The sequence below is a fragment of the Qipengyuania sp. 902 genome, assembly GCF_051195295.1.
GTDB lineage: Bacteria > Pseudomonadota > Alphaproteobacteria > Sphingomonadales > Sphingomonadaceae > Qipengyuania.
In genome coordinates, this window is the sequence record NZ_JBNJLJ010000002.1 from 320,010 (window position 1) to 342,582 (window position 22,573).

General features: G+C 64.7%; 21 protein-coding genes. 8 read left to right on the forward strand and 13 right to left on the reverse strand.

The genetic code is table 11. The features are described from left to right. The first annotated feature begins 33 nt into the window (after window positions 1–33). The 3 genes from ACSH0F_RS06630 to ACSH0F_RS06640 are packed head-to-tail and all read left to right on the forward strand — an operon-like array spanning window position 34 to window position 1,798. The gene (locus ACSH0F_RS06630) at window positions 34–336 is read left to right on the forward strand and encodes a phosphopantetheine-binding protein (protein WP_435201127.1); all 303 of its coding nucleotides are present in this window, start codon (window positions 34–36) and stop codon (window positions 334–336) included. A gap of 32 nt (window positions 337–368) precedes the next feature. Then, entirely contained in the window at window positions 369–1,025 is a 657-nt protein-coding gene (locus ACSH0F_RS06635; protein WP_435201129.1) for a hypothetical protein, read from the forward strand. Continuing rightward, window positions 1,022–1,798 (forward strand): hydrolase 1, exosortase A system-associated, encoded by a 777-nt coding sequence (locus ACSH0F_RS06640; protein WP_435201131.1) that lies wholly within the window; start codon window positions 1,022–1,024, stop codon window positions 1,796–1,798. Before ACSH0F_RS06635 ends, ACSH0F_RS06640 begins: the two co-directional genes overlap by 4 nt. Here the strand turns inward: ACSH0F_RS06640 and ACSH0F_RS06645 are convergent. The 7 genes from ACSH0F_RS06645 to ACSH0F_RS06675 all read right to left on the reverse strand — a co-directional run bounded on the left by ACSH0F_RS06645 (window position 1,795) and on the right by ACSH0F_RS06675 (window position 10,242). Next, window positions 1,795–3,009: a class I SAM-dependent RNA methyltransferase gene (locus ACSH0F_RS06645; protein WP_435201133.1), complete on the reverse strand. Its 1,215-nt coding sequence runs from the start codon at window positions 3,007–3,009 to the stop codon at window positions 1,795–1,797. The genes ACSH0F_RS06640 and ACSH0F_RS06645 overlap by 4 nt on opposite strands. Next, window positions 3,006–4,391: an NAD(P)H-hydrate epimerase gene (locus tag ACSH0F_RS06650; protein WP_435201135.1), complete on the reverse strand. Its 1,386-nt coding sequence runs from the start codon at window positions 4,389–4,391 to the stop codon at window positions 3,006–3,008. Before ACSH0F_RS06650 ends, ACSH0F_RS06645 begins: the two co-directional genes overlap by 4 nt. Then, window positions 4,388–4,744, reverse strand: a complete 357-nt coding sequence (locus tag ACSH0F_RS06655) for a hypothetical protein (RefSeq protein ID WP_435201137.1) — start codon at window positions 4,742–4,744, stop codon at window positions 4,388–4,390. The genes ACSH0F_RS06650 and ACSH0F_RS06655 overlap by 4 nt, the downstream gene beginning before the upstream one ends. Window positions 4,745–4,782: 38 nt before the next feature. Then, a complete protein-coding gene (ilvD, locus tag ACSH0F_RS06660) occupies window positions 4,783–6,639 on the reverse strand; it encodes a dihydroxy-acid dehydratase (RefSeq protein WP_435201139.1) in 1,857 nt (618 codons plus the stop codon). A 175-nt stretch (window positions 6,640–6,814) separates the two neighbouring features. After that, window positions 6,815–7,540 (reverse strand): N-formylglutamate amidohydrolase, encoded by a 726-nt coding sequence (locus tag ACSH0F_RS06665; protein ID WP_435201141.1) that lies wholly within the window; start codon window positions 7,538–7,540, stop codon window positions 6,815–6,817. After that, window positions 7,537–8,343, reverse strand: coding sequence for a 4-(cytidine 5'-diphospho)-2-C-methyl-D-erythritol kinase (locus ACSH0F_RS06670; protein WP_435201143.1), 807 nt, complete (start codon window positions 8,341–8,343; stop codon window positions 7,537–7,539). Before ACSH0F_RS06670 ends, ACSH0F_RS06665 begins: the two co-directional genes overlap by 4 nt. Window positions 8,344–8,595: 252 nt before the next feature. Then, window positions 8,596–10,242: an electron transfer flavoprotein-ubiquinone oxidoreductase gene (locus ACSH0F_RS06675; RefSeq protein WP_435201145.1), complete on the reverse strand. Its 1,647-nt coding sequence runs from the start codon at window positions 10,240–10,242 to the stop codon at window positions 8,596–8,598. An 80-nt stretch (window positions 10,243–10,322) separates the two neighbouring features. On the opposite strand from ACSH0F_RS06675, the gene ACSH0F_RS06680 reads away from it, so the two are divergent. From ACSH0F_RS06680 to ACSH0F_RS06700, 5 genes are all read left to right on the forward strand, one after another. Then, window positions 10,323–11,108: a hypothetical protein gene (locus ACSH0F_RS06680; protein ID WP_435201147.1), complete on the forward strand. Its 786-nt coding sequence runs from the start codon at window positions 10,323–10,325 to the stop codon at window positions 11,106–11,108. Further along, window positions 11,105–12,823 carry a lytic transglycosylase domain-containing protein gene (locus ACSH0F_RS06685; RefSeq protein WP_435201149.1) on the forward strand — a complete coding sequence of 573 codons (1,719 nt, stop codon included), beginning with the start codon at window positions 11,105–11,107 and terminating at the stop codon, window positions 12,821–12,823. Before ACSH0F_RS06680 ends, ACSH0F_RS06685 begins: the two co-directional genes overlap by 4 nt. 10 nt (window positions 12,824–12,833) lie before the next feature. Continuing rightward, complete coding sequence (moaB, locus tag ACSH0F_RS06690) at window positions 12,834–13,361, forward strand: molybdenum cofactor biosynthesis protein B (protein WP_435201151.1); 528 nt, start codon at window positions 12,834–12,836, stop codon at window positions 13,359–13,361. A 93-nt stretch (window positions 13,362–13,454) separates the two neighbouring features. Then, window positions 13,455–14,447 (forward strand): sodium:calcium antiporter, encoded by a 993-nt coding sequence (locus ACSH0F_RS06695; RefSeq protein ID WP_435202179.1) that lies wholly within the window; start codon window positions 13,455–13,457, stop codon window positions 14,445–14,447. 39 nt (window positions 14,448–14,486) lie between these two features. After that, a complete protein-coding gene (locus ACSH0F_RS06700; RefSeq protein ID WP_435201153.1) occupies window positions 14,487–15,572 on the forward strand; it encodes a PA0069 family radical SAM protein in 1,086 nt (361 codons plus the stop codon). Window positions 15,573–15,591: 19 nt separating this feature from the next. Here the strand turns inward: ACSH0F_RS06700 and ACSH0F_RS06705 are convergent, their stop codons facing one another. The 6 genes from ACSH0F_RS06705 to ACSH0F_RS06730 form a co-directional block, all read right to left on the reverse strand. Beyond that, window positions 15,592–16,020 (reverse strand): DUF1330 domain-containing protein, encoded by a 429-nt coding sequence (locus ACSH0F_RS06705; RefSeq protein WP_435201155.1) that lies wholly within the window; start codon window positions 16,018–16,020, stop codon window positions 15,592–15,594. Window positions 16,021–16,045: 25 nt separating this feature from the next. Continuing rightward, window positions 16,046–16,513, reverse strand: coding sequence for a DUF411 domain-containing protein (locus ACSH0F_RS06710; protein WP_435201157.1), 468 nt, complete (start codon window positions 16,511–16,513; stop codon window positions 16,046–16,048). Between the two features lie 41 nt (window positions 16,514–16,554). Further along, entirely contained in the window at window positions 16,555–16,956 is a 402-nt protein-coding gene (locus ACSH0F_RS06715; RefSeq protein ID WP_435201159.1) for a GNAT family N-acetyltransferase, read from the reverse strand. 94 nt (window positions 16,957–17,050) lie between these two features. Then, on the reverse strand, window positions 17,051–18,655 hold the full coding sequence (locus tag ACSH0F_RS06720) for a long-chain fatty acid--CoA ligase (protein ID WP_435201161.1): 1,605 nt from the start codon (window positions 18,653–18,655) through the stop codon (window positions 17,051–17,053). A gap of 20 nt (window positions 18,656–18,675) precedes the next feature. Beyond that, the gene (gene dnaE / locus ACSH0F_RS06725) at window positions 18,676–22,152 is read right to left on the reverse strand and encodes a DNA polymerase III subunit alpha (RefSeq protein ID WP_435201163.1); all 3,477 of its coding nucleotides are present in this window, start codon (window positions 22,150–22,152) and stop codon (window positions 18,676–18,678) included. A gap of 73 nt (window positions 22,153–22,225) precedes the next feature. Next, window positions 22,226–22,546, reverse strand: coding sequence for a hypothetical protein (locus ACSH0F_RS06730; RefSeq protein ID WP_435201165.1), 321 nt, complete (start codon window positions 22,544–22,546; stop codon window positions 22,226–22,228). Window positions 22,547–22,573: the final 27 nt, after the last annotated feature.

A 22,573-nucleotide genomic window follows, 5' to 3' on the forward strand; every position in this document is an offset into this window, starting at 1 on the left:
AACGCCTCGCGACGCAGGGGATATGCAAGCTACATGACCGCCGAGACCGCCACAGCAGAGCCGACAGGGCCGAGCCGCAGCGCCATCGACACGACCCTGCGCGCCATCTTGCGCGATGTGCTTGCGCTGGAGGAGAGCCAGGTCGAAGCCTTCGACGCCGACACCGGCCTGTTCGGTCACTTGCCGGAACTCGATTCCATGGCGGTTGCGGGCCTCTTCACCGAGATGGAAGACCGGCTCGACATCGTGATCGACGACGACGATGTCGATGGCGAAATGCTCGAAACTTATGGCGGCCTGCTTGCCTTCGCCGAGGCGAAGACGGTCGAGAGCTGACCGGCATAGTGTATAGCAGCTGGCCCTGCCCGATGCCTTCCGGGGCGACGGCGGACGAGATGCTGCTGGCATTCGATCGCAAACGCGAGCACCGCCTCTTAGTGCTGATGCCGCTGTTCGACGAGGCCAGCAAGATGCGCCGGCAAGTCGTTGAAACCATGCGAATTCTCGATCAGTCGGGCGTCGATTGCTTCTGCCCCGATTTGCCGGGCTGCAACGAAAGCCTTGCGCCGCACTCAGAACAAACACTCTCCGGCTGGCGGGATGCCGCTGCACGCGCGGCCGCACACGTTGAAGCGACCCATGTGCTTGGCGTGCGGTCTGGCTGTCTGGCAGCGCCCGCAGAGTTGCATGGCTGGACTTACGAGCCTGTAAAACCAAGGTCCGTCCTTTCGCGCTTGGCACGGGCGGAACAAATATCCGCTCGCGAAGCGAATGAGACCGTCACCGCAAAGCAACTGATGGCCGAAGGTTACGAGAAAGGCGTCACGCTGGCTGGCTGGTCGTTCGGACCCGATCTCGTGAACGAGCTGGCCACCAGCGAATTGGCCTCGTCCCCACACCGCCTGCCCATAACGCAGGAAGAAGTCGGCGGAAGCCCCCTCTGGTTGCGCGCAGAGCCCGCCTTCGATCCTGCACAGGCCAAGGCGCTGGCCGTGATCATCGTCGAGCGGTTGGAGCTGCCATGAGCAGGCTACCGCTCACGTTCGAATGCCAGGGCAAGCGCTGCGGCGCCACGCTGGACAGCGCGCCCGGCACCACCGGCCTGCTGATGGTGAGCGGAGGAAACGAGGTGCGGGCGGGCGCCTTCACCGGAGCGTCGCGGATCGCTGCCGAGATCGCGACGAAAGGCTTTCCCGTCTTCCGCTTCGATCGTCGCGGGGTCGGCGACAGCGAGGGCGAGAACCGCGGCTATCGCAAATCTCGCAAAGACATCGCCGCAGCCCTGCTCGCCTTTCGCGCTCTCGCGCCGCAGGTGGAACGCGTGGTCGCTTTCGGCAATTGCGATGCGGCAACCGCGCTCATGCTGGCGAGCGGCGCGGAGTGCGATGCCCTCGTGCTGAGCAATCCCTGGGTCATCGACGACGAGACCGATACCACGCCCTCGCCCGCCGCTATCCGGTCGCGCTATGCAAGCAAGCTGGCCAATCCTGCCGAACTGAAGCGATTGCTCACCGGCAAGGTCGACTTGGGAAAGCTTGCGCGAGGACTCGGTCGGGCGGCCCAGCCTCGGCCCGCTGCTTCATCGCTTGCCGAGGAAGCCCGCGAAGGGCTTGCCGCTTTCACCGGGCCGGTGACGATCCTGCTCGCCGAGAATGACCGCACCGCCCATCATTTCGGCGAGCAATGGGACAAAGCGGATACGCGAATTCGCCGCTGCCCGGACGCTGGCCATGCCTATGCGGGTGGCGCGGCGCATGGATGGCTGCGGGCGCAAGTGCTCGAAGCGCTGCGAGTCTAATCGCGGGTAAAGTAGCTGGTCAGCTCGACATGGGTCGACCAGCGGAACTGGCCCACCGGGCGCAGTTTCTCGAGCCGGAAACCTGCATCGACCAAGGTGCGCGCATCCTTGGCCCAGCTGGCCGGATTGCAGCTGATATAGGCGGCGCGGCTGGCTTCGCTCGCCGCGATCTGCGCGATCTGCTCTCGCGCACCTGCACGCGGCGGATCGAGCAGGAGCGCGCCGAACCGGCTTGCCTCATCGGGCTGCAGCGGATTGCGGAAAAGGTCGCGGTGCATCGCCTGGACGGGAAGGCCCCGCGCATTGGCTGCGGATTTGCACGCGAGGTGCGCATCGCGCGCGGCCTCCACGGCCAGCACCTTGGCAGGTCCAGCCAGCGCAAACGCGAATGTGCCGAGCCCTGAGAACAGATCGGCGATGGTATTCGCGCCCTGCAGATATGCCTTGGCATCCTCGACCAAGGCATTTTCTCCGTCCTGCGTCGGCTGGAGAAAGCTGCCATGCGGAAAACCGACTGGAACCGGGCCGAGCGTAACGGTGGCCGGTTGCGGTTCCCACTGCGTTTCCGCGCCGTATCCGCGATCGAGCGACAGTCGCGCCAGACCGTAGTCCCGCGCGAAATCGAGCAGCGCTTCGGTAGCTGCCAGACCCTCGGCCTCGATCCCCTTGATCGTGCAATCGATACCCTGGTCGATCATCGTCACTTCGACATCGACCGTCTGGCGGTCGGCATAAGCGGCGATCAGCTGCCTTAGCGGGGGCACGAGTGCCGCAAGCTCCGGCAGAAGGACTGGACACTCGCGCAGGTCGACGATCCGATGCGAGCGCGCTTCGCGAAAGCCCAGCACTGCACCCTTGCCCTTACGCAACCCATGGAGCGTCGCGCGGCGGCGCGTTGCCGGCGGCGAAAGGTGCGTGGGCAGCACGTCTTGCGGCTCGATGCTCTGCCCATGAGCCGCATGCAGCACGCGGTCGGTGACGAACTGGCGCAATGCGTCCTCGCCAGCATGCTGGAGCTGGCAGCCACCACACCCCTCGTCCTGCGCCACGGCGAAGTGACGGCACGGCGGTTCGACATGTTGCGGTCCTGCGTCGAGCGTGCCATCGGGCAGCACGACGTCACCTGGGACACCTCCCGTTACATGACGACCGGAGGCCGTGACGCCATCGCCGCGGGCGGCAATGCGACGGATCGGCTCGGCTTCGCTCACAGGAATGCCGCCATGGCCGGTTTCACCGCGCGCGCCAGATCACTGGCCGAGAAAGCCGAGGCGGCCCGTCGAGCCGCTTCGTGATCAACCCAGACCGCTTCCTCGCAGGCGCGCATCGTGTCCGAATGCACCGCCAAACGTGACGCCACAATACCGGCGAGCACATCGCCGCTGCCTGCCACCGATAGCCAGCTCGATCCGCGCGGGAAAAAGCGCATTCCCTCACGGCCCAACAGCACGGTGTCGGGTCCCTTGGCGAGCACTGTCATTCCAGTGACGTCGTGCAACCTCCGTGCGCGGTCGAGCTTGCTTTGAAGCGTGACGCCAAAGCTTTCGCACAACGTCGCGAGCTCGCCCTCATGCGGTGTCAGGCAAATCTTCGTGACGTCGATCCCGTCCAGCATATCCGGGCGCAGGAGAAGCAGAGCGTCTGCATCAAGAACGCATGGGCGGCCGCTTCCCAAGACCCGCGATAGCCGGTTGCGCGCCTCGGCATTGCGGCCAAGTCCGGGCCCGGTGAGCAGAGCCGAAATCCGCTCATCTTCAAGCACGGCGTCAAGGTCCTGCTCGATCACCAGATCCGCCGGTGCATCGGGATGCGAGTGGTCGCTCACCAGCTTCACATAGCCTGCCCCCGCATGCATCGCGGCCTCGGCAGAAAGGAGCGGAGCGCCAGGCATCGATCCTGCAACAACTGCCAGCAGCCCGCGCCGATACTTGTGACTGTCTGCCGCAGGCGCTGTCAGTTGCGGAGCCGACGCCAGTCGGTCGCTTACGTCCTCCAACGCGAGGCCGATCGGGACGCAGCGCAATGCGCCCATCGACGCCATCGCGGGCATCAGGAAATGGGCTTGCTTCCAAGCGCCGAGTGCGAGCGTAAGGTCATATTGAGGCAGCGGCCCGAGGACCGATCCCGTGTCGCTTTCGACCGAGCTCGGAACATCGATAGCTATTTTGTAACAATCGCTTGCGGCGAGTTCTTCGAGCAGGCTCGCAAATTCGTCCTCGACGTCTCTCGATAGCCCGTAACCGAACAGGCAGTCGACGATGACCGGGTCGGTCAAAGCCGCGCGGCCAATCACCTTCCCCTCGAAGGCTGCCCGCGCCTTGCGCGCCGTCTCGCTTTTCGGTTCCACGGGAGCGATGACGCGCACCTTGTAGCCCTTCGCATGCAGGCGACCGGCGATGACGTAACCGTCCCCGCCATTGTTGCCAGGCCCGCAGAGCACGGTGATCGGTCGGCCCGCAGCCATCCGCATCACCCATTGAGCCGCGCCTTCGCCGGCCCGCTGCACCAGCTCCCATTCGCTGGTCCGGGCATCCATCGCGGCTTGCTCGGCTGCGCGCATGGCTTCGACGCTGAGGACTGCAGTCGGGCTCATTGCGACGCCTGCGCCGGGAAATTGTAGCTGTCGTTGCCGATGGTAACGTAGATCCTATCCTCGCGGACTTCGCTGCGCGCAGTCTCGAACCCATCGACGCTGGCGAAACCCTCACCGCGTTCAACGAGGCGACGGAAGCCGCCATTGGGATGACGGATCACGAAGACATTCGCCCCGCCAACCCGCGCGGTTTCGAGGCGGCAGTCGTCGGACCACTCGCCCTCGCCCTCGAGCGCGCAAAGCACCGGTTCGGCCCCCACCTCGGCTACGCCCTGCTCCTCCGAACAAGCGCCGAGGATTGCAGCAAGGCACAGCGCTGCGGTGACATCGTAGGGAGAGGGTCGAAATTTCATGCCCAGCGGCTGCCACGCCGCGCTGCGCGGGGCAAGCCTCAGCGGCGCCTGATCTGCGAAACGTCCCGGATCGCGCCGCGCGCGGCGGAGGTCGTCATTGCGGCATAGGCTTTCAGCGCATCGGTCACGCGGCGCTCGCGCGGAGCGGCGGGAGCCCAGCCATTGTCGCTCTTTGCGTCCATCGCGGCGCGGCGGCGATCAAGGTTCTCGTCGGAAACTTCCAGCGTGATGGTGCGATTGGGAATGTCGATGGCAATGATGTCGCCGTTTTCGACCAGGCCGATCGCCCCGCCCTCCGCAGCTTCGGGCGAAACGTGGCCGATCGACAGGCCGGAGGTGCCGCCGGAGAAGCGGCCGTCGGTGAGCAGCGCACAAGCCGCGCCCAGGCCCTTCGATTTCAAATAGCTAGTCGGGTAGAGCATCTCCTGCATCCCCGGTCCGCCCCGCGGCCCTTCGTAGCGGATCACGACCACATCGCCTTCCACCACCTGGCCGGTGAGGATGGCGGTCACGGCATCGTCCTGGCTTTCGTAAACCTTGGCAGGGCCGGAGAACTTCAGGATGCTTTCATCAACCCCGGCAGTCTTTACGATGCAGCCGTCGCGCGCGATATTGCCGTAGAGCACGGCTAGGCCGCCATCCTGGCTGAAGGCGTGCTCGGCGCTGCGGATAACGCCGTTTTCGCGGTCGAGGTCGAGCTCTTCCCAGCGGCGCGACTGACTGAAGGCGGTCTGCGTCGGCACGCCTCCAGGCGCTGCCGAGTAGAATTCGCGCACCTTGTTGTTCTGCGTGCGCCCGATATCCCAATCGTCCAGCGCATCGCCCATGGTGGGGCTGTGCACAGTCGGCAAAGCGGTATGGAGCAGGCCTGCCTTCTCCAATTCGCCGAGGATCGACATGATGCCGCCCGCGCGGTGGACGTCTTCCATGTGCACATCGCTCTTGGCGGGGGCGACCTTGGACAGGCACGGCACCTTGCGGCTGAGGCGGTCGATGTCTTCCATGGTAAAGTCGACCCCTGCTTCGTTCGCTGCGGCGAGCAGGTGCAAGACAGTATTGGTCGAGCCACCCATCGCGATGTCGAGGCTCATCGCATTTTCGAAAGCTTCGAAGCTGGCGATTGTGCGCGGCAGCACGCTGTCGTCGTCCTCTTCGTAATAGCGTTTGGCGAGCGTCACCACGAGCCGCCCCGCCCGCTCGAACAGGCTCTGGCGGTCGCAATGTGTGGCGAGAGTCGAGCCATTGCCGGGCAGCGACAGGCCCAGCGCTTCGGTCAGGCAGTTCATCGAATTGGCCGTGAACATGCCCGAACAGCTGCCGCAGGTCGGGCAGGCGTTCTGCTCGATCGCGGTGACTTCCTCGTCGGTATAAGATTCGTCCGCCGCGGCGACCATTGCGTCCACCAGATCCAGCGCGACTTCCTTGCCCTTCACCACGACCTTGCCCGCCTCCATCGGTCCGCCGCTGACGAACACCGCCGGGACGTTCAGCCGCATCGCCGCCATCAGCATGCCCGGCGTGATCTTGTCGCAGTTGGAGATGCATACCATCGCATCGGCACAGTGAGCGTTCACCATGTACTCGACGCTGTCGGCGATCAGGTCGCGGCTGGGTAGCGAATAGAGCATCCCGTCGTGGCCCATGGCGATGCCGTCATCGACCGCGATGGTGTTGAATTCCTTGGCGACACCGCCCGCCGCCTCGATCTCGCGCGCGACAAGCTGGCCGAGGTCCTTCAAGTGGACATGTCCGGGGACAAATTGTGTAAAGCTGTTCACGACCGCGATGATCGGCTTGCCGAAATCGCCGTCCTTCATCCCCGTCGCACGCCACAAACCGCGCGCGCCGGCCATGTTGCGGCCATGGGTGGTGGTGCGGGAGCGGTAGGCAGGCATGGCGGGTCTCGATTGCTGAACTGAACCAGTAGCCGCTCACCCTGAGCCTGTCGAAGGGTCTGGAGCCGTGGTGGCTATCCTTCGACAAGCTCAGGATGAGCGGAGCTACAGAATTAGGTCAATTCAGGCGAGGTGCGAAACAGCTTTTGCTTGGCCCCGCGCAAACTCCGCCCCTTCAGACCTCGAGCGCGACGCGCCCCAGCACATCGGCCAGCATCACCGCCCAGCGCGCCTGACCGGCAGGCGTGTCGATCTGATCCTGCCGGATCTCGACCGTGCAATAGGGGATGCCGTTCGCCTCGGCATGGCGGTCCATGGTGGCGTTGAGCTGCTTGCCAGAATAGGGCTCGTTGTCGCCCACGGTCAGCCCCTGCTCGCCGAACAGGCGGATCGCATGGCGCGCCGCCGTATCGTCCTGGTTGTAGAGCAGAGCGACCTCCCACGGTCGCTCCTCGTCACTGCTTGCAAGACTGGGCGTGAAGCTGTGCAGCGCGATGATCATCTTCGGCCTGGCATCCGCAATGAAGCTCGCCAGCGCGGTGTGGTAAGGCCGGTGATAGAGGTCGAGGCGCTTCTCGACGTCGGCGCCGATATTGCCGGGGATGAGGTGCCCGTCGCTTTCGGTCGGCACGACGGCAGGCTCGTCTTCCTTGCGGTGGAAGTCGCAGACGAGGCGGCTGACGGTGGCGATATGGGCGGGGATATTGTGGCGGCGCGCGAGGCGGTCGGCGATGCCGCCCACGCCGATATCGACGGCGATGTGATCGTTCAGCAGCTTGCGATCAATCCCGAGATCGATGTCCGCCGGCACGAAATTGGAGGCGTGATCCGCCACGCAGATCAATCCGCCGGGGCGGATCGTGTCCATACCAACCTGGCGGTACGGAAGGCCGTCGATCATCTGAGGTTCCCTTGCATCTGCCACCAGCGGGGATGGTCGGCGGCAATGCGTGCCGCGGCCTCGTCCCGCGCTGTTTCGTTCTCGAACAGCGCGAAACACGTCGCGCCCGAACCTGACATACGGGCGAGAAACGGCGAAGTTCCGCGTATTGCGGCGAGCACGTCGGCGATTTCGGGGCACAGTTCGATGGCCGGCGCTTCGAGGTCGTTGCGGCCTTGTAATGCGATGGCCCGCGCGTCGCCCTGAGGCATCGGCCCGCGGTCCACGCCATCCCATGCCTTGAACACCGGCCCCGTCGAAAGCGGCAGGCGCGGATTGACGAGCATCACAGGGGTTCCGGCAAGACTGTCGTCCGCCGGTTCGAGCTCGGTCCCCGTCCCGCGCCCGATGCAGGTGCGACTCTCGACGCAGGCCGGGACGTCTGCGCCGAGCGCGGCGGCGCGTTCCCGCCAGTCGTCCGGCAGGCCGAACCGCTCGCGAACGATGCGGAACACGGCCCCGGCATCGGCCGAACCCCCGCCCAGCCCCGCCGCGACCGGCAGATTCTTCTCGAGCGTGATCGTAAGTCCGTCCGCCCTCGGCAGCTTGCCCAGCGCCATGGCGACGAGATTGTCGAACGGATCGTCCAGCCCGCCTGCGAACTCGCCGAAAACCTTCACGCTGTCCTGCTCCGCGCTACTGGCGCTCAGCCGATCCCCCGCATCGACGAAGGCGAACAGCGTTTCGAGTTCGTGATACCCGTTCCCCCGCCGCCTGCGGACATGCAGCGCTAGGTTGATCTTGGCGTATCCGGTTTCGCGCATACCTATGTGAATAGCTGTGCGGCGAAATAGAGGCCGAGTATCACGATCGCGCCATAAGTGGTGAGACCAAACCAATAGAGGCGGGGTGTCTTCTCGCGCGTTATTGGACCGATCGGCCACGGTGTTACGCTCTCGCCACTCCGCAGACTCCATCGCATCATGAATAGTCCCCCGATTGCGACGAAAACCATCACTATGCCAAGCGCAAGCTCGCTCATCGGCCCTCCAGGCTACCGATCAGATAAATCCAGATCACATATTCGGATAGTTCGGCCCGCCGCCGCCTTCGGGCGTGGTCCATTCGATGTTCTGGTTCGGGTCCTTGATATCGCAGGTCTTGCAGTGGACGCAGTTCTGCGAGTTGATCTGGAACTTCGGCTCCTTGCCGTCCTCGACAATCCACTCGTAGACCCCGGCAGGGCAGTAACGATTGGAAGGCCCGTCGAAGACCTCGAACTCGCTTTCCCGCTGCAATTCGCGGTCGAGGACCTTGAGGTGGACCGGCTGGTCCTCCGCATGGTTGGTGTAGCTGAAGCTCACATTGGTCAGCTTGTCGAAGCTCAGCACGCCGTCGGGCTTGGGATAGGCGATGGGTTTGTGCAGGTCCGCGCGCTCGAGCATCTCGTGATCACGGTGGTGCTTCATGCTGATCGGCAGGCCGATCTTCAGAGTGCGCATCCACATGTCGATCCCGGCCAGCACGGTGCCGATGTCCTCGCCCCATTTGGCGACGGCGGGCTGCGCGTTCTGGACCAGCTTGAGTTCCTTGGCGATCCAGCTGTCGCGCAGGTTCGCGTCGTACTCCATCAGCTCGGTGTGCTCATGGCCCTCGGCAATCGCCGCGGCGACGCTTTCTGCCGCCAGCATCCCGCTCTTCATCGCGGTGTGGCTGCCCTTGATGCGCGGCACGTTGACGAAGCCCGCCGCGCAACCGATCAGCGCGCCGCCCGGGAAGGCAAGCTTGGGCACGGACTGCCAGCCGCCTTCGTTGATCACACGCGCGCCATAGGCCACCCGCTTGCCGCCTTCGAGGATCGCGGCGACATCGGGGTGATGCTTCCAGCGCTGGAATTCCTGGTAGGGCGAAACGTAGGGGTTCTTATAGTCGAGCGCGGTAACGAAGCCGATCGCAACCTGCCCGGCCGCCTGGTGGTAGATGAAGCCGCCGCCCCAGGTGCCGGTTTCGCTGAGCGGCCAGCCCTGCGTGTGGATCACGCGGCCCGGCTCGTGCTTGGCGGGATCGATGTCCCACAATTCCTTGATGCCGAGGCCGTAGACCTGCGGCTGGCAATCCGCCTCCAGGTCGAACTTCGCCTTCATCTTCTTCGTGAGGTTGCCGCGCGCGCCTTCGGCGAAGAGCGTGTATTTCGCGTGGATTTCCATGCCGGGCTGGTAATCGCCCTTCTGACTGCCGTCTTCGGCAATGCCCATGTCTTGCGTGACCACGCCGGACACCGCGCCATTATCGTCGAACAGCACTTCGGCGGCGGGAAAACCGGGGAAGACCATCACGCCCAGCCCTTCGGCCTGTTCGCCCAGCCAGCGGGTGAGATTGCCGAGCGAGCCGGTGTAATTGCCGTCGTTCCGCATGAAGGGCGGCAGCAGGACTTCCGCCATTTCGGACATGCCCGTGCCGGACAGGACCCAGTGATGGTTTTCCGTCACCGGCGTTTCCGCCATCGGGCAATCCATGTCGCGCCAGTCGGGGAAGAGCTCGTTCAGTGCCTTGGGATCGACCACTGCGCCCGACAGGATATGCGCACCGACTTCGCTGCCCTTTTCGAGCACGACGACTTCCAGATCCTCGTTGATCTGCTTCAGCCGGATCGCTGCCGCCATCCCGGCGACCCCGCCGCCGATGATGACGACGTCGCAGGGCATGGATTCGCGTTCGCTCATGTCTCTCTCTTTTCGTCGCTAAATGTGTTGCCGATGCCTTGATTGCTGGGGCGTTAGAGGTCAAGACCTGCGCCGACACGATGATGCAGTACGACACCCCCGAAACCCGCGATTTCGACGGAGCCGAGGCACTGGAAGGGGCGATCGCGTGGTGGCGCGAGGCGGGGGTCGATTTCGACTATTCCGAAACACCGACGCAATGGTTGGCGGAGCCGGAGAGCGACGATGCCGTAGCGGCTCCGAAACCCGCTGCCCCGCCGCCTCCGCCGCCCGCGACACCGCTCTCGCGCGCCCTTCAACAGGATGCAGGCCCGCCGATTGGTGGCGCGCGCGAGAACTGGCCCGACAGTCTCGAAAAATTTCGCGAATGGTGGATGACCGAGCCGACGCTGGCCGAAGGATCGCTCGAGCGCCGGGTGCCGCCGCGCGGGGTTGCGGGGGCGAAACTTTGCATCCTCGTCCCGCAACCCGACCCGGATGACGCCGAGGGCCTGCTGACCGGCGGCGCGGGTAAGCTGCTTACCGCCATGCTGCAAGCGATGGGCGTGGGCGCGCATCAGGTTTACGTGGCGAGCACCCTGCCCGCTCCCATGGCCATGCCGGAATGGAACTCGCTCGCCGCGCGCGGCCTGGGTGACGTGACGCGCCACCATCTGGCGCTCGCCGCGCCCGAACGCGTGCTTGCGATCGGCCGGGCGCAGCTGACGCTCTTCGACATCGCGCCCGAGAAGGTGCGCGACCCGCTGGTGCTGGAGTGCGGCGACAAGACCCTGCCCCTCCTCGCCGCTCCCGATTTTTCGCAGATTGCCCGAAGCGCCGCGCGGCGCGCGAATTTGTGGCATCGCTGGCTGGAATGGACTGCATGACGATACGACCGACACTCGCCCTCGCCTTGGTGGCAGGTGCGATCTACGCAACCCCTGCCGCCGCGCAACAGAGCAGCGTCGACTACTTTACCCGCTCGCATGCCGAGGCCTTGCCGCGCCTTCTGTCGAGCGAGGATCGCGGCTATTACGGCTCGCTCTACGAAGCCATCAATGCGCGCAACTGGGACCGGGTCGAAGTCCTGCTGGCGCAGCGCGAGAGCGGGCCGCTGCACGGGGCAGCGCTGGCGCATTACTATCTCCATCCCGAAAGCCCGCGGATCCCTCTGGAACGGGTCGAAGCGTGGTTGGCCCAATACCGCGACCTGCCGGATGCCGAGAATATCGTGCGGCTCGGCCAGACGCGCGGGTTGCAAGGGGATTACAATTTGCGGCGCGAACGGCGGCTCGTGCGTCAATCCGGCATCACCCGCCGCACCCTGCCGCGCACGGTAAGCGACGGCACCATGCCCCAATCGGTGAGCGAGGCGATCCTCGGGCACATTCGCAACGACGATCCCGATGGCGCGCGACTGCTGCTCGACGGGGTCGATGCCACGCTATCGTCCGAAGCGCGCGCCGAATGGCGGCAGCGGGTCGCCTGGAGCTATTACATCGAGAACCGCGATGGGCAGGCCTCGGCGATTGCGGAGACTGTCCGCAACGGCGGTAGCGGAGCGTGGGTCGCGGAAGGCGACTGGGTTGCAGGCCTCGCTGCCTGGCGTCTCGGAGATTGCGCGCGCGCTGCAGCCGCTTTCGGACGCAGTGCCGGTGCGGCGCACAATCCGGAACTGTCCAGCGCTGCCCACTATTGGGCCAGCCGTGCGCTGGTCCGCTGTCGCCAGCCCGAAGACGCCGCGGAGCAGCTACGCGGAGCGGCGCGCTTTCCGGACACGCTCTACGGCATGATCGCGCATGAGCGGCTCGGCAAGCCCCTGCCCGATACGCATACCACGCCCGATCTGACGCCGGGTGACTGGCAGCGCCTTTCGCGGGAGGAAGCGGCGCGCAATGCCGTGATGCTCGCAGAGATCGGCCAGCGCGAGCAAGCAGACGAAGCGCTGCGCTGGCTGGTCCGCACCGGCGACCCGGACGATTTCGCAGCGCTGGGCAGGCTTGCCCGCGCGCTCGGGCTCACCGGCACGCAGAATTTTATGGCGTACAACGCGCCCCCGCGCACCGGCTCTCCGCCGAGCCTCAAATATCCGGTCACCTTCCGAGAGCCGATCGGCGGCTGGCGCGTCGATCCCGCCCTCGCCTTCGCACACGCCTTGCAGGAATCTAATTTCCGCGAGCGCGTGGTCAGCCCGGCTGGCGCCATCGGCCTGATGCAGATCATGCCGATCACGCAGCGCGAATATGCCGCCTCCATCAACATGAGCAGCGGCGCGGATCTGAAGGACCCGGCAGTCAATCTCGCCTTCGGTCAGCGCACGCTCGAAGCGCTGGGGTCGGCGCGTTACACGCAAGGCAAGCTGCCCAAGGTGATGGCAGCCTACAACGCCGGCCCGACACCGGTCGCGCGCTGGGAAAGCGAGGTCCGCGACCAGGACGATCCACTGCTCTACATGGAGTCGCTGCCCTATTGGGAGACGCGCAGCTATGTCGCCATCGTGATGCGCAATTACTGGATGTATCTGCGCCAGGCAGCCGCGCCTGCGCCCAGCCGGATCGACTTGGCCGAGAACGACTGGCCGCAATTCCCCCGCGCCAATTAGGAGCAGCGTAATGGCGATCGACGAAAGCCGCGAGTTCAAGCCGGTCAGCATTGCACTGCTGACCGTGTCGGACAGCCGCACGCTGGCCGACGACACTTCGGGCAACATCCTCGCCGAACGGATCGAAGGCGCCGGACACAGCCTCGCCACTCGCGAGATCAGCCGCGACAGCACCGAGGAAATCGCCGCGCACCTCCACCGCTGGATCGACGACGAGGCGATCGATTGCGTCATTTCCACCGGCGGCACCGGGCTGACTGGTCGCGACGTCACGCCCGAAGCGCTGGACCGGGTAAAGAGCAAGGACATCCCCGGTTTCGGCGAGCTGTTCCGTTGGCTCAGCTACAAGACCATCGGCACCAGCACGGTGCAAAGCCGGGCCTGCGGCGTGGTGGCGCGCGGAACCTATATCTTCGCCCTGCCAGGCTCGAACGGCGCGGTGAAGGATGGCTGGGACATGATCCTCGCCGAACAACTCGACAGCCGCAACCGGCCCTGCAACTTCGTCGATCTCATGCCGCGCCTGCGCGAACGGTAGGAACGCTACCGTTCCTCGCGCGTCGTTCGGGCACGCACCCGGGGGAGCAAACTGTTCGAGATAGCGGCCTTTTCGACGCAGACGCTCCTGATTCTGTTCGGCGGCGCGGCCGTGCTGATCGCACTCGTGGGTACGCGCATGGCGGGGTTGGCGGACACTCTGGCCGACCGCACCGGCTTCGGCGAAGCGCTGGTCGGATCGGTGCTGCTTGGCGCAGGCACGAGCATCGCCGGCATCGTGACATCCGCCAGCACGGCGGCGAGCGGTGCGCCCGATCTGGCCGTATCCAACGCGATGGGCGGGATCGCTGCCCAGACCATGTTTCTGGCGGTCGCCGATGTCGCCTATCGCAAGGTCAATCTGGAGCATGCAGCGGCCAGCCCGGTAAACCTCGGACAGTCGACGGTGCTAATTATCCTCATAGTGCTGCCGATCATGGCTTGGGTATCGCCGCCCTTCGCCGTCTTCGGCATCAATCCGCTGACGCCGGTGCTGGTCATGGTCTACCTCGTCGGCCTCCACAACGCGCACCGGATCAAGCAGCGGCCGATGTGGCTGCCGCGGAAGACCGATGCCACGCGCGACGAAGACGACGATGAGTGCGATGACCGGCGGCCGCTGGCCCTGCTGTTCGCGATCTTCGGGGGCATGGTCGCCGTGGTCGGATTGTGCGGCTATGTCGTGGGGACTGCCGGGCTGGAACTCTCGGGCAGGCTCGGCATATCGCAGGGCGTCGTCGGGGCGCTGGGCACCGCCATCGTCACCTCCCTACCTGAACTGGTCACCACCATCGCCGCCGTTCGCAAGGGGGCGTTGCAACTGGCGGTCGGCGGGATCATCGGCGGCAACATGTTCGACGCACTGTTCATTGCCGCCAGCGACGTCGCCTATCGCGAAGGCAGCATCTACAATGCGATGAGCGAGCGCAGCGTGTTCTGGATCTCGCTATCGATCCTGATGACGGGCATCCTCCTGCTCGGCCTGCTCCGGCGCGAACGACAGGGACCAGGCGGGATCGGCTGGGAATCGGTTTTGCTGATCGGCTTGTGGCTCGGCGGCGCGGCCTTGCAGATTTCGCTCGGCTGACGACTCGACAGACTCGCTTGTTCCACTTATGTTCTATTCATGGACAAGCGGATGGAGCCAGCCATCGCCGGGCGCGGCGCGCAATCGGCCAGCGTGCCGACGCGCTTCGGCCTCGCCACGCGAGAGACCGATGGCGACTGGCGCGATCACATGGAGGCGCTGGACGGACCTCCCGTGAAGTTGCGGACGCATGTGACCGAGGAGCGGCCCCGGACGATCCTCAGCTTCAACCAGTCGCCGGACATCTTCTTCGACCGCTCGATCAACGCCTATCGCGGCTGCGAGCATGGCTGCGTCTACTGCTTCGCGCGGCCCACCCACGCCTATCATGACCTGTCGCCAGGACTGGACTTCGAGACCCAGCTATTCGCCAAGCCCAATGCAGCCGAGATCCTGCGCGCCACGCTGGCCAAACCGAAATACCGGCCGAAGCCGATCGCGATGGGGACCAATACCGATCCCTACCAACCGATCGAGCGCGATTACCGGATCACGCGTTCGGTGCTGGAGGTCTGTCTGGATGCGCGGCATCCCGTGACGATCACCACCAAGTCCGACCGCGTGCTCGACGATCTCGACCTGCTTACCCAGATGGCAGAGCGCAGGTTGGTGGCAGTGGCGATCTCGGTGACGACATTCGATCCCAAGCTGTCCGGCAAGCTGGAACCGCGCGCAGCATCGCCTGCCAAGCGATTGCAGGCGCTGGGAAAACTTGCCGATGCGGGCGTGCCGACACATTGCTCGGTCGCGCCGGTCATCCCGGCGATAACCGACGAGTTCATGGAAGAAATCGTCCAGCGAGCCGCAGCGACGGGCGTAGATAGCTGCGGCTGGATCCCGCTGCGCCTGCCGCATGAAGTTGCTCCGCTGTTCTGCGAATGGCTCTCGGTCCACTACCCCGAGCGCGGCGATAAGGTGATGAGCATCGTGCAGTCGATCCGCAGCGGGAAGGACAACGACCCGAACTTCTTCAGCCGCCTGCGCCCCACCGGTGTCTGGGCCGACCTCTTCCGCGCCCGCTTCCGCCTCGCCTGCAAACGTGCCGGTATCGGCAAAGCGAAGTTCGAACTGGATTGCACGCAGTTCAGACCGCCTGCGGTGGGCGGGCAGCTGCGGTTGCTTTAACCTCCCCGGTCCGGAGAGGTTAGAACCCCTCGCCCTCCTCGCCCGGCGCAAACCGCACCAGCCTGCTATCCACTAGCGCTGCTGTGCGATTGATCACCGCCTTCTGGTACTCAGGATCCTTGATCATCTCGAAGAAGGCTCCGCTGTTCGGGTACTGCGCCACGAAGCCGTCGTGCCAGCGCCGATCGTCCGGTCCGGTGACCATGCACTGGAAGGCGCCGCGCCACACGATCGAGCCGCCGACGCGGCGGAAGATCGGGCCGCTGGTCTTGCCATATTCCTCATAGGCGCGGCGGCCGCTCCAGCCGTTGCCATGATGCTCGTGACCCTCGGGGTATTCGGCCTCGTCACGATAGAGCAGCAGGTTGAGCATGTGGATCGGCTCGTCGCGCGGCAGGGCCTTGAAAGCGTCGAAATTGGCGCGGTTCGGGTCGATGTAATTGGTCAAATGGTCTCTCCGGAATCGATCGTGCTCAGTGATTGTGGGCTTCGGCTGTCCCTTCATGGGTCGCCCATACGCGGTGTTTTCCATCACGCATGATCAGGACGGTCTGATAGGTCTGGCTGCGCCCCGCCACCTCCATGCCCGGAGAGCCGATGGGCATGCCCGGCACGGCGAGGCCGACGGCGTCCGGCTTCTCATCGAGCAGGCGCCGTACGTCTTTGGCAGGCACATGGCCTTCGATCGCATACCCCTCGACCGTCGCCGTGTGGCAGCTGCGCAGGTTGGCGGGCACACCTGCCGCATCCGCGACAGGCGTCGTGTTCTCCACATCGCGCACGGTCATTTCGAAACCGGCGTCGCGCATCCGCTCGATCCATTCGCTGCAGCAGCCGCACCACGGGGTCTTCGCTACGTCGATGGTACTGGCGGAGGCGGCCTGCGCGCAGGCGATCAAAGCCAGTGGGGCCAGTGCGAAAACAGGGCGAAAGCGGGGCATTCGAATACTCCTTGAAAAGTCTTGCGAGCGACTGTCGCAGCTTATCTATGCAGGGATAGCTGCATGTAAACTGTATCGAGCCGCCGTCCGAATTTCATGTCGACCTGCCGCATCCGCCCTGCCTCGACGAAGCCGAGCTTGCCGTGCAGCGCCACCGAGGCGGGTTCGCCCCCTCCGATGACTGCGATCATCTGCTCGAAGCCTGCGTCGCCCGCTGCATCGACCAGCGCCGCCAGCAAGGTGGAGCCGAGGCCCGAACCGCGCTGTAAGTCGGCGATGTAGATGCTGTTTTCGCAAGTGTGCGCATAGGCCGCGCGGTCGCGGAATTGCGTCGCATAGGCATAGCCCCTCACCTCGCCGTCCCGCTCCACCACGAGAAACGGCCAGCCATGCGCTGCAACCGCGCCGATCTTCTCGCGCCAGAACGCCTCGTCCGGAGCCACGGTATCGAAGGTCGCCGTGCTGTGCGCGACGTGATGGGCATAGATCGCCTACACCGCAGCGGCATACTCCGCTACTGCGGTACGCACGGCCGCGTCAGGCGAGCGTATAGTCGCTGAACCGATCGCGCAGATCCTTCTTGCTGATCTTGCCGGTCGCGGTGTGCGGGATGTCGTCGACGAATTCGACTGCATCGGGCAGCCACCATTTGGCGACCTTGTCGGAGAGGAAGTACACGACCTCCTCCGCCGTGCAGTCCTTGCCCTCCTTCTTGACCACGAACAGCACCGGGCGCTCGTCCCACTTGGGGTGGAACATCCCGACGCAGGCCGCTTCGGCCACGGCCGGGTGGCCGACGGCCGCATTCTCGAGCTCGACCGAGCTGATCCATTCGCCGCCGGACTTGATGACGTCTTTCGTGCGGTCGGTGATCTGCATCGTGCCATCCGGGTGCAGGATGGCGACATCGCCGGTGTCGAACCAGCCATCTGCGGTGAGAGCATCTTCTTCGGCCTTGAAGTAGCGCTTCACCACCCACGGACCGCGGATTTGCAGCGCACCCGATGCCTCGCCATCGCGCGGCAGGACCTTGGTGCGATCGTCGAGATCGACCGTGCGCAGCTCCACCCCGAAAATCGGGCGGCCCTGCTTCATCGTCTTCTCGACCTTCTGTTCGAAGGTCATTTCGTCCCAATCCGCCGTCGGGCCGCCGACCGTGCCGATCGGCGAGGTTTCGGTCATGCCCCAGGCGTGCTGGACGCGCGTGCCGTTCTTCATCAGCCGCTCGATCATGAAGCGCGGCGCGGCCGATCCGCCGATGGTCGCCGCGTGCAGCTTCGGCAGCTCGATGTCGTTCGCATCGCAATACTGGAAGTGAGCGAGCCAGACAGTCGGCACGCCGGCGCTGTCGGTGACGCCTTCCTTCTTCATCATCTCGTCGAGCACAGCCGGATCGTTGACCGCGCTGAACACGAATTTGATCCCCGCCATCGCGCCAGCATAGGGCAGGCCCCAGCTGGCCGCGTGGAACATCGGAACGACCGGAAGCATGACCGAGGACGCGCTGAAATTGAACGTGCTCGGCTGCAAGCCGGCGAGCGCGTGGAGCACGGTGGAGCGATGCTCGTACTGGACGCCCTTGGGGTTGCCGGTGGTGCCGCTGGTGTAGCAGATCATGCAGGGATCGCGCTCGTCGCCCGCGACCCACTCGAACTCCCCGTCCTGCGCGCCGATCCAGTCCTCGAACGCCGTGACGTCGCTGCCTTCGGGCGGATCGAAGCAGATATAGTGTTCGACCGTCGGCCACTGGTCGCGCATCTTGTCGATGATCGGCTGGAAGGCCGCATCGTAGAGCATCACCTTATCTTCGGCATGGCCGACGATATATTCCAGCTGCTCTTCAAACAGGCGCGGGTTGCAGGTGTGGAGCACGCCGCCCATCCCCGCGACCCCGAACCAGCTGACGAGGTGGCGCGCATGGTTCATTGCAAGGCTCGCGACCTTGTCCCCCGGCTCGAGGCCGAGCGCCTGCAGCGCCTGCGCCATCTTGCGCGCATCGCGGTGGATGCCTGCCCAGTCGGTGCGCGTCTCGCTGCCATCGGCCCAGCGGGTCACGATTTCGCGGTTGGGGGCTTCTCTCGCAGCATGGTCGATCACATGCGAAATCCGCATGGTCCAATCCTGCATGGCGCCTAACGACATATGCTCTCCTCTCGCCGATTTCAGGCGACGAGGCGCAAGTTTGCCTTCCCCCGTCGCGCGGTCAGCTGCACCTTGGCAAGGCCGGGCACGCTTGCCAAGCGTTCAGCGAGCTCTCCATCGATGGAAAATGCACGGCCGAGGCGCACCACCGGAGGATCGGGATCACCGGTGTTCAAAGTCGCCATCACCTCGTCGCCGCCCTCGCCAGCGGTCTGCAAGGCCAGCGCCAGGTCCGTCAGCGCGTCGACGCTCTCGACTTCGAGGGTTAGCAGCATCGCCATGCTGCCCTTCACTGCATCGAGCGGCACTGCGCCGCGCACGGTGATCCGTGGCGGTTCGTCGGGGCTCGGGCTGTCGAGCTCGACATCGAGCTTCACGCAGGTCTGGTTATCGGCCCATTCGAGGAAGCGGTCGACCATGCCCTCCTCGAAGCAAGCGGCGCTGAATTGGCCCGAACTGTCGGAGAAATCGGCGCGGATAAAGGGCTTGCCGCGCTTGGTGGTGCCCTTGCTGGCCTTCTCGACCATGGCTGCCATCACCGCACCTGCGCGCCCGCCGGGAGGGGCACCGCTGGCCATCAGCGAGGCGTAGCTGCGCGCCCCTTGCGCGCTCGCAACCGTACGCCACGCCTCGACAGGATGCTCCGCGAAGTAGAAGCCGAAGTTCTCCTTCTCCCGCGCCATCTGCTCCGCGCGCGGCCAGGGATCGGCATCCTTGAGGCGGAGCGTGTCCTCGGTCGCCGCATCGTCGCCGCCGAACAGCGCCGCCTGTCCGCTCGACCGCTCGCGCTCGGCAGCGTCTGCGATAGCGAGCAGCATGTCGGCATTGGCGAACAGCTTCGCCCGGTTGGTCTCGAATTCGTCGAGCGCGCCGGCCGAAATAAGCGCCTCCAGCTGGCGCGAATTCATCGAACCCTTGGGCAGCCGCTCGAACAGGTCCTGCAGGCTCTCGAACTTTCCACTGATCTCCCGCTCGTGGACGATCGCTTCCATCGCCCGTTCGCCGACATTGCGGATGCCTGCCAGCGCATAGCGCACGGCATAGCCATCGTCGGTCTGTTCGACGCTATATTCGGCCTCGGAATAATTCAGCGCGGGTGGCAGCACCTTGATCCCGCTGCGCCGCGCATCGTCGACGAACACAGCCAGTTTTTCCGACTGGTGCATGTCGAAGCACATGGACGCAGCGAAGAACTCTTCCGGATAATGCGCCTTGAGCCAAGCCGTCTGATAGGCGAGCAAGGCGTAGGCAGCGGCGTGCGATTTATTGAAGCCATAGCCAGCGAACTTGTCGATCAAGTCGAACAGTGCATTCGCCTCGGCCTTCTCGATGCCGGAGACTTCCTTGCAGCCCTCGACGAACCGCTCGCGCTGAGCGTCCATCTCGGCCTGCACCTTTTTGCCCATAGCGCGGCGCAGCAGGTCGGCATCGCCGAGCGAGTATCCGGCGAGGATTTGCGCGGCCTGCATGACCTGTTCTTGGTAAACGAAGATGCCGTATGTCTCGGCGAGGATACCCTCGAGCTTGGGATGCGGATACTCGATCGCAACCTCGCCCGCCTTGCGCTTGCCGAACAGCGGGATGTTGTCCATCGGACCCGGACGATAGAGCGAGACGAGTGCGATAATGTCGCCGAAATTGGTCGGCTTCACGGCGGTCAGCGTGCGCCGCATGCCTTCCGATTCCAGCTGGAACACGCCGACCGTATTGCCCGCCTTCATCAGCTCGTAGACCTTGGGGTCGTCCAGCGGCAGCGTCGAGAGGTCGATGTCGATCTCGCGCCGCTTGAGCAGGTCGGTGGCCTTCTTGAGTACCGACAGCGTCTTCAATCCGAGGAAGTCGAACTTCACGAGGCCGGAGCTCTCGACATTCTTCATGTCGTATTGCGTCACCGGCATGTCCGAGCGCGGATCGCGGTAGAGCGGGACCAGCTGCGCCAGCGGGCGATCCCCGATTACGACGCCCGCCGCGTGGGTCGAGCTGTTGCGCGGGAAGCCCTCCAGCTGCATCGCGAGATCGACGAGGCGCTTCACCTCATTGTCGTTGTCGTATTCGCGCTTGAAGTCTGCCGCCCCGTTCAGCGCACGCGGCAGCGTCCAGGGGTCGGTCGGATGGTTGGGCACCATCTTGCATAGCCGGTCCACGTGGCCGTAGCTCATCTGCAAGATGCGGCCCGTATCGCGCAGCACGGCGCGGGCCTTCAGCTTACCGAAGGTGATGATCTGCGCGACATGATCGTGGCCGTATTTCTGCTGGACGTATCGGATCACCTCGCCGCGCCGCGTTTCACAGAAGTCGATGTCGAAGTCGGGCATCGACACGCGTTCTGGATTCAGGAAGCGCTCGAATAGCAGGCCCAGCTGGATCGGATCGAGATCGGTAATCGTCAGCGCCCAGGCGACGAGGCTGCCTGCACCCGAGCCACGGCCCGGGCCGACGGGAATGTCCTGATCCTTGGCCCATTTGATGAAGTCGGCAACAATCAGGAAGTAGCCGGGGAAGCCCATCTGGTTGATGATATCGACTTCGAACTTCAACCTGTCGAAATAGACCTTGCGGTCCTCCTCCGACATCTCGCCGTAGGGCTCCAGCCGGGCTTCGAGGCCTTTACGCGCGTCCTCTTCCAGCGCCCGCGCTTCGCCTTCCAGATCGCCCGCAAGGCTGGGCAAGATCGGGTCGCGATAGGGCGGCGCGTAGGCACAGCGTTGCGCGAGAACGATAGTATTCTCGACCGCCTCGGGCAGGTCGGCGAACGCCTCGTCCATCAGGTGGTAGGTCTTGACGTAGCTTTCCGGATTGGAGCGCGCGCGCTCCTCCGCATCGACATGTGTGGACCCGGCGATACACAGCATGGCGTCATGCGCCTTGTGCATGTGAGGCTCGGCGTAGTTGGCGGGATTGGTGGCGATGAGCGGCAGGTCACGCGCATAGGCTAGGTCGACCAGCGCCTCCTCCGCGCGCTGTTCCACCTCGTTCCCGCGCCGCGCTAACTCGATATAGAGGCGGTCCGGAAAGAGCGCCTGCAAGCGGTCGAGCGCCGCTTCGGCGTGGCTCTGCTGACCTTCCGCGAGCAGTCTCGTCACCGCGCCTTCGCTCGCGCCTGTCAGCGCCAGCAATCCGTCGGTATGCCCTTCGAGGTCTGCCATCGCGACATGCGGTTCGAACTCCAGCGGGCGCTCGAGATGCGCTTTCGAGACCAGATGACAAAGGTTGTCATAGCCCGCCTCATCCTGCGCATAGAGCGGCAGATAGTCGACCTGCTTGCCCTCGGCATCGCGCGCCACGCCCAGCAGCGTTCCGATGATCGGCTGGATACCTTCCGCCTTGCAGGCATTGGCGAACATCACCGCGCCATAGAGGCCGTTGCGGTCCGCAATCGCGATCGCAGGGAACCCTCGCTCTTTCGCCAGCTTGGCCATCGCCTTGGGATCGATCGCCCCTTCGAGCATCGTATAGGCAGACAGCACGCGCAAAGGGACGAAAGGCTTGTAGCTCATGCGAGCAAGGTAAGCTTTTTGTTTGGATTCGGAAGGCTCCGGGAGCGCTGTTTCTCCACAGCGCGTGGAGAAATCAGCCCTCGCGGATTTTCCTGCGCGTATCGCGGATCGTCGAGAATGCGCCATAGATCACCAGCGCGGCCAGGAAGATCCAGACCCACACCGGGATATTGCGTCCCGCGATCGCCAGATAGAGATAGGCAGACACGAAGAAGAACCCCGCCAGCATGGTCGGCAGCACAGTCGATCTGCCCGCACGGGCGCGCTTTACCAGCCAGCCGATCGAGAGCAGGAAGAAGGGGATCGCCCCGACGTAAATCCCGCCGAAGATGTAGGGATTAACGCCATATTGGGCGCCGAGAGCGAGAAACCATTGGTTGATATCGGCAAGCATGACCGGTCTTTCGTGCGGCGTCAGCGG